A 14113-nucleotide genomic window follows, 5' to 3' on the forward strand; every position below is an offset into this window, starting at 1 on the left:
TTAAATGTCATACAAATTTGAATGTTAAAAGCTAAATTTGCATTATACCTAACTTTTACAACAGAATGCTAAAAAAATATTTTAGAAGACTAGAAAGCATTATTGCTTTGGCTCAATCATTAATGACACCAAAGCAATTTATTTTTTTATCAAGTGTTTTAATTGGCGTCTCTTGTTCTTTGGCTGTAATTGTCCTAAAAACTTTTGCCCATAGTGTTTTTTCATTTGCGACTTATATCAATGGTATTTTAAAACTGAGTTTCATCAATAGTATTCTTCCTATTGTGGGAATTCTGCTTACTGTTTTTGTGGTAAAAAGAATTCTAAACGGAACTATCGAAAAAGGAACTTCTCAAATTTTATATGCCGTTGCAAAAAAAGCAAGTATCATTCCAAGAAAACAGATGTATGCTCAAATTGTTACAAGCTCTTTAACAGTTGGCTTAGGAGGTTCAGCAGGTCTAGAAAGTCCTATCGTAGTCACAGGTGCTGCATTTGGATCTAATTTCGCCCAAAATTATAAATTACCCTATAAAGACAGAACTTTACTTATTGGTTGCGGCGTTGCAGCCGGAATTTCTGCTGCTTTTAATGCTCCAATTGCGGGAGTTCTGTTTGCTATTGAAGTCTTATTAGTCGATGTCAGTATTTCTGCCTTTACTCCTATTATGATTTCTGCTGCCACTGGTGCCTTGGTTTCTGCCATTGTACTGGATGAATCTATTTTATTGTCTTTTAGAAAACAAGAAGCTTTCAACTATCATAACATTCCTTTCTATGTGCTGTTAGGATTATTAACCGGATTTATAGCGGTGTATTATGCCCGAAATTTTCAAAGAGTAGAGCATTATTTTGCTAAATCAAAGTTAAGTGCTTATAGAAAAGCCTTATTTGGTTCTTCACTTTTAGCTTTGCTTATTTTTGTTTTTCCAACACTGTTTGGTGAGGGATATGAAAGCATTAAAACCTTATCTGAAACTGATCCCGGAAAAATACTGGACAATACTTTATTTGCGGATTTTAGGAATAATCAATGGGTTTTACTTCTTTTTGTCGGAGCCACCATGATGGTAAAAGTATTTGCTTCTGCACTAACAATTGGAAGTGGTGGAAATGGAGGTAATTTTGCTCCGTCTTTATTCTTAGGATCCTATCTGGGTTACTTCTTTTCAAAATTAATCAACCTTATCGGCTTGGCAAAATTGCCAATTAGTAATTTTACCATGGTTGGAATGGCCGGTATCTTAAGCGGATTATTCCATGCACCACTTACTGCTATTTTCTTAATTGCCGAAATTACAGGCGGTTATAGCCTGATGATTCCACTTATGATCGTTTCTTCGATAAGTTTTGCAATTTCCAAACGTTTCGAAAAATACTCTCTTGATGTAAAAGGTCTTGCTAAAAAAGGTCACGCTTTTACAAGCAATAAAGACTCAAACATTTTATCAACTTTAGACATTGATACCATTATTCAGACAGATTACTTAACGGTTCATCCTGATGAAAACTTAAACAAATTAGTTGATCTTATTTCACATTCTAATCAGGTTGTTTTTGCAGTTGTGAACAATGATAAAGATCTTGTAGGTGTAGTTCACTTTAATGATATTCGGGAAATTATTTTCAATTCCTATCAGGTAAAATATACTTTGATCAAAGATGTTATGAAAACGCCGGCCGCTACAATTTCATCTGATGACAGCATGGAAATTGTCATGAGTAAATTCGAAAAATCAAAATCAGCTTTTCTTCCGGTCTTACGAAATGACAAATACTTTGGTTTCATCTCTAAATCTATAGCCCTCGAAGCTTACAGAATGAAATTACGTTCTATGACCATTGAATAAGCTTAATATCGGATAGATTGAAAATTTGATATATCCGATATTAAGAAGTACCTTTGTGGGATTATGTGGAATATAGACGTAACATACAGGACAGAATTTCAATCAACTTTTGATCGATTGTACCAAAAAAGGCTTGATTTGCAAAACAGCAGACCATTGCCCAATATTGCTTTGCATAAAATTCGAGAAAGTTTATCTCTGGAATGGACTTATAACTCTAATAGTATCGAAGGAAACACCATGAGTCTGCGAGAAACTCAAATGGTGATTCAGGAAGGCATTACAATAAAAGGAAAGTCACTAAGGGAACATTTTGAAACACATAATCACGACAAAGCAATTGATTATTTATATTCGATTGTCGACGACAATTACAAGCTTCGAAGTATTGATATTCTTTCGATTCACGGATTGGTACTGCGTTCTATCGAAGATGATTTTGCAGGACGATTAAGAAACGGCGGTGTTCGTATTTCAGGTGCAAATTTCATGCCTCCAAACGCCAACAAAGTTTCAGATTATCTCGATGAATTAATTGATTTTATTAATACAAATCCGTTAGGATTAAACGATATCGAACTCGCAACTATTTACCATCATAAACTAGTCTGGATTCATCCTTTCTTTGATGGTAATGGCCGTACGGTTCGTTTGAGTATGAATCTGCTATTGATGCGTTATGGTTTTCCTCCTGCTATTATTCTAAAAAATGATAGGAAAAAGTATTACGAGGCACTCAATCAGGCTAATAATGGCAATTACCAAAAATTAACTCTTTTGATGTGTCAGGCTTTAGAACGTACGCTCAACATCTACTTAAGTTCAATGCCGGGAAGTACTTATGATTTTCAGCCCATACAAAATATTGTAAGCGAACCTGAAACTCCTTACGGCCAGGAATATGTTAGCTTATTAGCCAGAACCGGCAAAATTGATGCTTATAAAGAAGGCCGAAACTGGTACACCACCAAAGAAGCCATTGAAGAATATATGGCAACCCGAAAAAGAAAACGCTAACTTAGGTTAGCGTTTTTTGTTACTAATTGTAACATAAAGTTTTGCTATCGAGCACAAAAAGAACAAATCAAAGTGGTAACTTTGCGTTTTGCTCAAAATTATGTTAGAAAAAGACAATACTATTGAAGTTCTTGGTGCAAGAGTTCATAATCTGAAAAATATAGACATTTCTATTCCGCGTGAAAAACTGGTGGTTATTACCGGTTTATCGGGTTCGGGAAAATCTTCTTTGGCATTTGATACCATTTATGCCGAAGGACAACGTCGTTATGTAGAAACTTTTTCGGCTTATGCCAGACAGTTTCTTGGTGGCTTAGAACGCCCGGATGTTGATAAAATTGACGGTCTTTCGCCAGTAATTGCGATTGAACAAAAAACAACCAGCAAAAGCCCTCGTTCGACAGTTGGGACGATTACAGAAATATACGACTTCTTACGACTTCTTTATGCTCGTGGTGCAGATGCCTACAGTTACAATACCGGAGAAAAGATGGTTTCCTATTCTGATGAACAAATTAAGGATTTGATTATTCAGGATTTTAAAGGAAAACGCATTAATATTCTTGCTCCGATTATTAGAGCCAGAAAAGGTCATTATGCCGAGTTATTCCAGCAAATTACCAAACAAGGTTTCTTAAAAGTTCGTGTTAATGGCGAAGTTCAGGATTTAGTTTCAGGAATGAAACTGGATCGTTACAAAACCCATGATATCGAAATTGTAGTCGACAGAATGTTGATTGAAGATACCGAAGACAATCAAAAAAGATTATCCGAAAGTATCAATACTGCCATGCATCATGGCGAAAATGTGTTAATGATTTTAGATCAGGATACGAATGAAGTTCGCTATTTCAGTAGAAACTTAATGTGTCCTACAACCGGAATATCGTATCAAAACCCTGAACCTAACTTATTCTCTTTCAACTCTCCAAAAGGAGCTTGTCCGCATTGTAACGGATTGGGAACCGTGCATGAAATAAACATCAAAAAGATTATTCCAAATCCTAAATTATCGATTAAAGCCGGTGGTTTTGCTCCGCTTGGTGAATATAAATCGTCCTGGATTTTTAAGCAATTAGAAGTTATCGGAGAGAAATTCAGTTTCAAAATAACAGACCCGATTGAGAAAATTCCGGAAGAAGCCATGACCATGATTTTGCATGGTGGCAAAGATAAATTCGTTGTAAATTCTAAAGATTTAGGAGTAACCCGTGATTATAAAATAGATTTTGAAGGAATTTCGCATTTCATCAAAAATCAGTTTGACGAAACTTCTTCAACAATCATAAAACGTTGGGCGAAAGACTTTATGGACGAAGTAAATTGTCCGGTTTGTGATGGTTCACGTTTGAAAAAAGAAGCTTTATTCTTTAAAATCAATGGAAAAAATATTGTTGAGTTGTGTGATATGGATATCTCTGATTTGACTATCTGGTTTCAGGATTTAAACAAACATTTATCAGACAAACAACTTTTGATTGCTTCAGAAGTAGTAAAAGAAATCAAAGATCGATTAAACTTTCTGATGAACGTTGGATTGAATTATCTCGCCTTAAGCCGAAGTTCAAAATCACTTTCAGGTGGTGAAGCACAACGTATTCGTCTGGCAACACAAATTGGTTCGCAACTGGTGGGTGTTTTATATATTCTCGATGAGCCAAGTATTGGTTTACACCAAAGAGACAATGAAAAATTAATTCATTCATTAGAACAATTACGTGATATAGGGAACTCTGTTATTGTCGTAGAACACGATAAAGACATGATCGAACGCGCTGACTATGTAATTGACATTGGTCCGAAAGCAGGAAAATACGGAGGTGAAATTATCAGTATTGGAACTCCTGCAGAAACTTTAAAATCGAACACGATTACCGCTCAGTATTTGAATGGTAAAATGAAATTGGAAATTCCGAAGGAACGTCGCAAAGGAAACGGTAAATTTTTAAAACTAACCGGAGCTACAGGAAACAACCTTAAAAATGTTTCTATCGAATTACCTCTTGGAAAAATGATTTGTGTTACCGGAGTTTCAGGAAGTGGAAAATCGACTTTAATCAACGAGACGCTCTACCCTATTTTGAATGCTTATTATTTTAATGGTGTAAAAAAACCACAGCCTTATAAAAAGATTGAAGGTCTTGAACATATTGACAAAGTAATTGATATTGATCAAAGTCCGATTGGAAGAACACCTCGTTCGAATCCGGCGACTTATACCGAGGTTTTTACAGAAATTCGAAATCTCTTTACGATGACTTCTGAGAGTATGATTCGTGGTTATAAAGCAGGGCGTTTTAGTTTTAATGTAAAAGGAGGACGTTGCGAAACCTGTGAAGGTTCCGGAGTCAGAACTATCGAAATGAACTTTCTTCCGGATGTTTATGTAGAATGTGAAACTTGTCAGGGAAAACGTTTTAACAGAGAAACTTTAGAGATTCGTTATAAAGGAAAATCAATTTCGGATGTATTGAATATGACGGTTGATGAAGCGGTTCCGTTCTTTGAAAATATTCCGAAGATTTACAGAAAAGTAAAAACAATTCAGGATGTTGGTTTAGGATATATTACACTTGGACAACAAAGCACAACACTTTCAGGTGGTGAAGCGCAACGTATAAAACTTGCCGGAGAATTGTCTAAAAAAGATACCGGAAATACCTTTTATATTTTAGACGAACCCACTACAGGATTGCATTTTGAAGATATTCGGGTTTTGATGGATGTAATCAACAAATTGGTTGATAAAGGAAATACTATCCTGATTATCGAACATAACATGGACGTAATCAAACTTGCTGATTATATTATTGATATTGGCCCCGAGGGAGGAAAAGGCGGCGGACAATTGATCGCAAAAGGAACTCCGGAAGAAGTAGCAAAAAATAAAAAAAGCTACACGGCTAAGTTTTTGAAAAAGGAATTGGAATAATTAATTGTATCTATAAAAATGGACGGATTAAAATCCGTCCCTACAATATTACCCGAAACTACGGCTCTTTAAGTATTTTGTATTTGACCTAAAAATGAGATCGTTGTCAAAGTTTTAAACTTTGACAAAGATTTACGTACATGGTCGTTTACATATTTTGCACTCCTAAGGAACGAAGGATAACAAGATTTTGAGTATGGATTGTGAAAGACAAATTACATCTGTAGTTACAAAATGAATCGACTTAAGGTTCTTTTATCACAACTTTATAAAAGTTCCGGAGGAACGACATATTTTATAGCAACGGATTTTAATCCGTTGACAATTTCGACGAACATAAATATTTTAGTCCTACAGAATGATTCATTTTTAATCTACTGATACTCAATTCACAACCAAAAATACAGAGAAAGAAATGTTACATTTCAATTAATAAATCCTTGTTTCTGTAACAATTCTCGAAAAAAGCAGTAATTTAGTACGCCCTTTTTGCCAAAGTTTTTGATTTTGGCAATTTTTTATGGACTAGAAATAATGTTTAAACTGAAAACTAGTGCTCTAGCCCTGATGAGAGCGGCATCCTTTTGTGGCGTCCAGATAGCTATCGGGACGCCACAAAAGATATAGCAGACAGCAGGATTAAGCTCCTGCCTTAGAATACATTCAGGATGACAATTTTATAAGGACACAACTTAAATAAAAATATAAATAATTAAAATACCTAAAATGAGATTAGAAGATTTTGATAATGATGAGGACAAAGTGATTCAGGACCGTTTGAAACAAAAAACGTGGAATGAAATTAGAACAAACGACAGCTGGGCGATTTTTAAAATCATGGCTGAGTTTGTAAACGGTTACGAAAGCATGGGACGTATTGGTCCGTGTGTATCTATTTTTGGTTCGGCGAGAACAAAACCAGATGATAAATACTATTTATTGGCAGAAAAAATTGCTTACAAAATCAGTAAAGCTGGTTACGGTGTGATCACAGGAGGTGGCCCCGGAATTATGGAAGCTGGAAATAAAGGAGCACATTTAGGAGGCGGAATTTCAGTTGGTCTGAATATCGAATTGCCTTTTGAACAACATTTTAACCCATATATCGACCACGATAAAAACCTGAATTTCGATTATTTCTTTGTAAGAAAAGTGATGTTCGTAAAATATTCACAAGGTTTTGTAGTAATGCCGGGAGGTTTTGGAACTCTTGACGAAATGTTTGAAGCGATTACCCTGATTCAGACGAAGAAAATCGGGAAATTCCCAATTATATTAGTTGGTGTAGAATTCTGGTCCGGATTGATCGAATGGGTAAAAACAGTTTTGGTTGAAAAAATGCATACTGTAAGCCCTGAAGATTTAAACTTATTCAAGATCGTAGATACTGAAGATGAAGTTGTTGATGTATTAGATAAGTTCTACAAGAAATACGATCTAAGTCCTAATTTCTAATATTTTTTTCATCATATAAGTGATATAAGATAATTTAAGTTGACGCAGACTAAACTGATTCGCTAAAGCGAAGACGCTGATAAAAACGGATTATTTAGGTCTTGGAATTTATAAAATTGGAATTTTATTTTTCAACTTATATAACTTATATGATGAAACTAATTTAAATCTTACAAAAAAAAATTAAAGCTGTTTTAAAAACAGCTTTTTTTATACTATTTTTACAATAAAACCAAAATAACTTTACGCTCGTACCTTAAATTACATCTTTTAATTTTTAAGCCATCATTGAAATCATTTTATAAAATTATATTCTTCGTTTTTGTTTTGATGAGCTCATTAAAACAGTATGCACAACATCAGTCTAAGATGGAAGTGGCAGTTAATCTTGAACTTAAGACGCTGAATGTAAAACAGGATATCACCTACTATAATACTTCGAATGATTCTTTGATTTCTATTGTTTTAAACGATTGGAATAATGCTTTCTCCGATAAAAACACGCCATTGGCCAGAAGATTTTCGGATGAATTTTACAGAGGATTTCATTTGGCGAAAGCAGCGGAAAGAGGAAACACAACAATTCTGAATCTAACCGATTCGGATAACATGGCGTTGGAATGGGAAAGAACTGCTAAAAATCCTGACTTTGTTGTTGTAAAACTGAACCGTAAGTTACGTCCCGGTGAGAAAATCGATTTACATTTAATATATATTGCCAAGATTCCGAGTGATAAATTTACGCGTTATGGTTTTGACCAAAATGGCGGAATGAATTTGAAAAACTGGTTTTTAAGCCCGGCTCGTTTTGAAAATCATCGTTTTATGAAATATAATAATTTCAATCTGGATGACATTGCAAATGCGAGTACTGATTATGAAATGGATATCAAAATCCCAAATCAGTATTCGATTACTACTGATTTGAATTTGGTTGCCAAAGAGGAAACAAATCCTTCATTCAGCACTTATTTTTTTGCCGGAAATAACAGAACCGATTTTAATCTTTTCATCGAAAAACAAAATAGTTTTATAAGCTATGAAAATGGTTCATTAGAAGTGCTTTCGAATCTTAAGAACAAAAAAATCAACGAAATTCAGAAAGCCATTATCATCAATCGCGTGGTATCGTTTGCCAGTGCTTTTATTGGGAAATATCCGCATCAAAAAATTACTGTTTCACAGGTAGATTATGATCGAAATCCCTTTTATGGCCTGAATCAGTTACCCTCCTTTATTAGTCCGTTTTCTGATGAATTTATTTTTGAAATTACTTTCTTAAAAACATTTCTGAATAATTATCTCAGGAATAGTTTACGCTTAGATCCCAGAAAAGACAATTGGGTCTATGATGGAATTCAGATCTACGCGATGATGAAATTTATGGAAGAAAACCACCTCGATCAGAAGATGCTTGGCCGGCTTTCAGACATGAAACTCTTTAAAGGCTACAACATTACCAATCTTACTTTTAACGAGCAATACAGCTACTATTATATGCTGATGGCCAGAAAAAATCTCGATCAGCCGCTTGGAGACCCAAAAAACACTTTAATAAAATTCAACGAACAAATTGCCAGTAAATATCGTGCTGGTTTAAGTTTGACTTATTTAGATGATTATCTGAATCATAATATTGTTCCTGAAAGTGTACAGGAATTTTATAATCTCAACAAAACAGAACAAACAAATCGCTACAATTTTGAAAAAATCCTAATTAAAAATAGTCCAAAAAATATTGATTGGTTTTTCAATACTGTAATTGATTCCAGAGACATTATCGATTATAAGTTTTCGAATGTTTCCAGAACAAAAGACAGCGTACAATTTCAGATAAAAAATAAAACCAATAACTTTATTCCGATTCCGGTTTATGGAATTAAAAAAAATGAAGTCGTTTTTAAAAAATGGGTTGAGCCAAAAAACAATGATTCGATCTATGAATTTGCCAGAAAAAATGCAGATAAATTAGTTTTGAATTATGATAATGAGGTTCCGGAATACAATCTGAGAAATAACTGGAAATCATTGAAAAGTCTGGTGATCACGAATCGTCCAATAAAATTTAATTTTGCAAAAGATTTAGAAGATCCTTATTACAACCAGATTTTATACATCCCAACGCTTAGTTATAATTTATATGATGGTGTTACTCCCGGAGTTCGTTTTCACAATAAGACCATTCTAGACAAACCTTTTACTTTTGATATTACTCCGGCCTACTCTATTAATGCCGGAACAATATCCGGTTCTTCTGCTTTTGTATGGAGTGAATACTACCGAAACAGCACACTATATAATGTAAGATATTCTGTTAGTCAAAATTATTTTCATTACGCACCTGATGCCACCTACTTAAGACTGAATCCTATGGTTCAGTTTCGAATTCGTGAGGAAAATTTCAGAGACAACCGGAAACAGCTTATTATGTTTAGGCAAGTCATCGTAAATCGTGAAGCAAGTAAGTACATAACAGACAATTCAAAACCAAATTATTCTATATTTAATGCCCGCTATTCGAATACAAAAACCGAATTAATTAATCATTTTAGCTTCATGACAGATGTTCAGTTTGCGGGAGATTTTGGAAAACTTGCCGGAGAAGTCGAATATAGAAGGTTATTTGAAAACAACCATAAGTTAAACATTAGGCTGTATGCAGGGAGCTTCCTCTATAACACAACAAATTCAGATTATTTCAGTTTTGGTTTAGACCGTCCCACTGATTATATGTTTGATTATAACTTTTACGGACGATCAGAAAGCACCGGTTTCTTTAGTCAGCAATATGTGATGGCTGAAGGTGGTTTTAAATCAAAATTAGAGCCAGCCTACGCCAATCAATGGCTGACAGCGTTAAACGCCAGCTATTCTATCTGGAACTGGATTGAAGTTTATGGTGATATAGGTTTTATGAAAAGTAAACATCAAAGTGAGAATTTTGTTTACGACAGTGGCATTCGATTAAATTTGGTTCCCGATATTTTGAAGTTTACTTCCCGGTTTACTCTAATAACGGTTGGGAGATTTCTCAAAATAAATACAACGAAAAAATACGATTTGTAATCACTTTATCACCAAAAACATTAGTTAATCTTTTTACTAGAAAATGGTTTTAATTGAATAAATTTTAAACAAAAACATGCGTTATTATCATCAAAAAACACTTTAATATAAAAATAACTCAAAAAACATACCTGATTTTTTGAGTTTAAATACATATAATTAAATTATATTTATTTTAAAGAATTATGATTATTGATTGTTTTTAAGTAATTTCGCAGTCTAACATGACCCTACAAGATTATGATAAAAGAAAAAAGCAATACTACACTAACATTTGAAGATTTCAAAACTGAGGTATTGAACGACTACAGAATTGCAGTAACCAGCCGCGAATGTAGCCTTTTAGGTCGTAAAGAAGTATTAACAGGAAAAGCCAAATTTGGAATATTTGGTGACGGAAAGGAAGTGCCACAGCTTGCTATGGCAAAAGCCTTTAAAAACGGAGATTTCCGTTCCGGATACTATCGCGATCAGACTTTTATGATGGCTATTGGAGAACTAAATCCAAAACAATTTTTCGCAGGTTTATACGGGCACACCGATTTAACATATGATCCAATGTCAGCCGGAAGACAGATGGGCGGACACTTTGTAACGCACAGTTTAAACGAAGACGGATCCTGGAAAGACCTAACAAAACAAAAAAATTCAAGCGCAGATATATCACCTACAGCCGGACAAATGCCAAGATTATTAGGATTGGCTCAGGCATCAAAAATTTACAGAAATGTTGATGGCATCAAAACCAAAGACAAATTCTCTGTAAACGGAAACGAAATCGCCTGGGGAACTATAGGAAATGCAAGTACATCTGAAGGTTTGTTTTTTGAAACCATAAATGCTGCTGGAGTTCTGCAAGTACCAATGGTAATGAGTGTTTGGGACGATGAATACGGAATTTCGGTTCACGCTAAACATCAGACCACCAAAGAAAATATTTCTGAAATTCTAAAAGGATACCAACGCGATGAAGATGCAAACGGGTATGAAATTTTTAGAGTTAAAGGCTGGGATTACGCGGAGCTGGTTTCTACTTACGAAAGAGCTGCTGCAATTGCCCGCGAAAATCATATTCCTGTTTTAATTCACGTAAACGAATTAACACAACCACAAGGTCACTCGACTTCAGGTTCGCATGAACGTTATAAAAATGCAGAAAGACTGGCTTGGGAGAAAGATTATGACTGTATTCGCCAAATGCGTTTATGGATGATTGCTATCAATATTGCATCACCGGAAGAATTAGCAGAAATAGATGCTGAATTGAAAAAAGAGGTCTTAGAAGCCAAAAAAGAGGCCTGGAATTCTTTCATCAACCCGATTATTGAAGACCAAAAGAATCTGATGATTTTATTGGAGCAAATTTCTGCTGCCAGTATCAATCATAAAGATAAAATTCAAAAATACATCTCTGAATTAAGCGCTATAAAATCACCTTTAAAAAAGGAAATGCTGGTAATCGCCAGAAAAATATTGCGTTTTATAGAAATTCCAAATAGTAAAGTATTACTATCGAATTGGATTACCAATTATATCGAAATCACGCAACCACGATTCAGCAGTCATCTACACTCAGATTCGGATAAAAATGTTTTTTCAGTAGAAAAAGTACTTCCTGAATATGCAGATGATGCAAAAGCAGACCAGGATGGCCGAATGATTATCCGTGATAACTTTGATGCTTTGTTTACCAAATATCCCGAAACACTCATCTTTGGTGAAGATGTCGGAAACATTGGTGATGTAAACCAAGGTTTAGAGGGTATGCAGGAAAAATACGGTGAACTTCGTGTTGCCGATGTTGGTATTCGTGAAGCTACAATTATTGGTCAGGGAATCGGGATGGCTTTAAGAGGTCTACGCCCAATTGCTGAGATTCAATACTTAGATTATTTATTGTATGCGATTCAGATTATGAGTGATGATTTGGCGACTTTACAATACAGAACTGTTGGTAAACAAAAAGCTCCATTAATTATCAGAACGCGCGGACATCGTCTTGAGGGTATCTGGCATTCCGGTTCTCCAATGGGAATGATCATCAATGCTATTCGTGGAATCCACGTTTTAGTTCCCAGAAATATGACTCAGGCAGCAGGTTTTTACAATACGCTTTTAGAGACTGACGAACCGGCTTTGGTAATCGAATGTTTAAACGGTTACCGACTAAAAGAAAAAACGCCTCTAAATTATGGTGAGTTCAAAACGCCAATTGGTATGGTAGAAACCCTAAAAGAAGGTGCTGATATTACCTTAGTTTCTTACGGATCAACCTTAAGATTGGTAGAGCAAGCTGCAAGTGAGTTATTAGAATTGGGCATTGATTGCGAAGTAATCGATATTCAGTCTTTACTTCCGTTTGATGTGAATAAGGATATTGTAAAAAGCATCGCCAAAACAAACCGTCTTTTAGTAATTGACGAAGATGTTCCCGGTGGAGCTTCAGCTTTTATCCTGCAACAAATTCTGGAAGAACAAGATGCTTATATTCACTTAGACAGCAAACCGCAAACTCTTGCTGCAAAAGCACACAGACCAGCTTACGGAACTGATGGTGACTATTTTTCTAAGCCTTCTGCCGAAGATATCTTCGAGAAAGTTTATACCATGATGAATGAAGTTAATCCTTCTAAATTCCCTGCTTTATACCAGTAATTTAGTTTGATTTTTTAGCTATAAAAAAAAGCTTGTAAACAATTGTTTACAAGCTTTTTAATTTTTGATGTCTTTGCGAGCAACGAAGCAATCTCATTACTATATATTGATTTAATATAGTAATTTTCAGGAGCTATTCCCGCTATCCGTTTCAATCTTTTGTGCCTCCCGATAGCTATCGGGACGGACACAAAAGGATTTCCACTTCTATCGGGGCTAGGAAATTCGTTTTCACAAGAACATTATTAATTTTAACATATCGCTTGTCATCCTGAGCGAAGTCGAAGGCGCACCAATTGGAACGTGGGCTTCGACTTCGCCTGACAAAAATGAGCATAAAAAAAATCCGTATAAATCCGCGTTTTAGCGTTAGCGAATCCGTATAATTCGTGTGCCATCTCGCAATCAGACTCCTAAAATAGTACGAGCCTTTTCTAAATCTTCAGGCGTATCAATTCCAATACCAACATGGGTGGTTTCAACCATTTTAATACGTTTACCGAATTCTAAATAACGAAGCTGTTCCAGTTTCTCAGAAGCTTCTAAAGACTTCATTGGTAAACTATAAAAGTCTAACAAGGCCTGTTTTCTAAAAGCATAAATCCCAATATGCTGAAAATAACGCACACCAACATTTTTGTCTCTGGGATACGGAATAACCGAACGGGAAAAATACAATGCAAATTGCGACTGGTCTACCACCACTTTTACATTATTCGGATTGTTGATTTCATCTTCATCTGTAATCTCTCGCATCAACGAAGCCAAATCAATCTTGTGATCTTCATCATCTTTAAACACCGATAAAACCTGTTCTAAAGGCCCTGCTTCTGTAAAAGGTTCATCACCTTGCACATTTACCACAATATCAACATCTAAAGTTGCTATAGCTTCAGCAATACGATCACTGCCTGATTCGTGTTTTTTGATACTCATAATCGCTTTACCGCCATGCGAAACAATTTCATCAAAAATCAAATCAGAATCTGTTACTACAAATACGTCATCAAACAATTTTGTAGCAACCGTTGCTTCATAAGTTCTTAAAATTACAGTTTTGCCTCCAAGATCCTGCATCAATTTTGCAGGAAATCGTGTTGAAGCATATCGCGCCGGAATTACCGCTATTATTTTCATT

General features: G+C 35.1%; 6 protein-coding genes and 1 pseudogene. 6 read left to right on the forward strand and 1 reads right to left on the reverse strand.

The window, feature by feature from the left end; genetic code table 11:
- Positions 1–65: 65 nt before the first annotated feature.
- The 6 genes and pseudogenes from ACQY44_RS20940 to ACQY44_RS20965 all read left to right on the forward strand — a co-directional run bounded on the left by ACQY44_RS20940 (position 66) and on the right by ACQY44_RS20965 (position 12975).
- Positions 66–1850 carry a chloride channel protein gene (locus ACQY44_RS20940; protein WP_428232217.1) on the forward strand — a complete coding sequence of 595 codons (1785 nt, stop codon included), beginning with the start codon at positions 66–68 and terminating at the stop codon, positions 1848–1850.
- Between the two features lie 63 nt (positions 1851–1913).
- Complete coding sequence (locus ACQY44_RS20945) at positions 1914–2867, forward strand: Fic family protein (protein ID WP_428232218.1); 954 nt, start codon at positions 1914–1916, stop codon at positions 2865–2867.
- 100 nt (positions 2868–2967) lie between these two features.
- Entirely contained in the window at positions 2968–5799 is a 2832-nt protein-coding gene (uvrA, locus tag ACQY44_RS20950; protein WP_428232219.1) for an excinuclease ABC subunit UvrA, read from the forward strand.
- Between the two features lie 726 nt (positions 5800–6525).
- Positions 6526–7254, forward strand: a complete 729-nt coding sequence (locus tag ACQY44_RS20955) for a TIGR00730 family Rossman fold protein (protein ID WP_065448388.1) — start codon at positions 6526–6528, stop codon at positions 7252–7254.
- Between the two features lie 369 nt (positions 7255–7623).
- Positions 7624–10373: pseudogene (locus tag ACQY44_RS20960) on the forward strand (aminopeptidase).
- A 187-nt stretch (positions 10374–10560) separates the two neighbouring features.
- Positions 10561–12975: an alpha-ketoacid dehydrogenase subunit alpha/beta gene (locus ACQY44_RS20965; RefSeq protein ID WP_428232220.1), complete on the forward strand. Its 2415-nt coding sequence runs from the start codon at positions 10561–10563 to the stop codon at positions 12973–12975.
- 405 nt (positions 12976–13380) lie between these two features.
- On the opposite strand, the gene kdsB is transcribed toward ACQY44_RS20965, so the two are convergent.
- Positions 13381–14112, reverse strand: a complete 732-nt coding sequence (gene kdsB / locus ACQY44_RS20970) for a 3-deoxy-manno-octulosonate cytidylyltransferase (protein WP_428232221.1) — start codon at positions 14110–14112, stop codon at positions 13381–13383.
- Between the last annotated feature and the right edge of the window lies 1 nt (position 14113).

It is taken from the genome of Flavobacterium sp., assembly GCF_965277525.1.
In the GTDB taxonomy this organism is placed as follows: domain Bacteria; phylum Bacteroidota; class Bacteroidia; order Flavobacteriales; family Flavobacteriaceae; genus Flavobacterium.

Coding starts and splice junctions, on each gene's coding strand:
- ACQY44_RS20940 (WP_428232217.1), top strand. CDS start 66: ATGCTAAAAAAATATTTTAGAAGACTAGAAAGCATTATTGCTTTGGCT.
- ACQY44_RS20945 (WP_428232218.1), top strand. CDS start 1,914: ATGTGGAATATAGACGTAACATACAGGACAGAATTTCAATCAACTTTT.
- uvrA (WP_428232219.1), top strand. CDS start 2,968: ATGTTAGAAAAAGACAATACTATTGAAGTTCTTGGTGCAAGAGTTCAT.
- ACQY44_RS20955 (WP_065448388.1), top strand. CDS start 6,526: ATGAGATTAGAAGATTTTGATAATGATGAGGACAAAGTGATTCAGGAC.
- ACQY44_RS20965 (WP_428232220.1), top strand. CDS start 10,561: ATGATAAAAGAAAAAAGCAATACTACACTAACATTTGAAGATTTCAAA.
- kdsB (WP_428232221.1), bottom strand. CDS start 14,112: ATGAAAATAATAGCGGTAATTCCGGCGCGATATGCTTCAACACGATTT.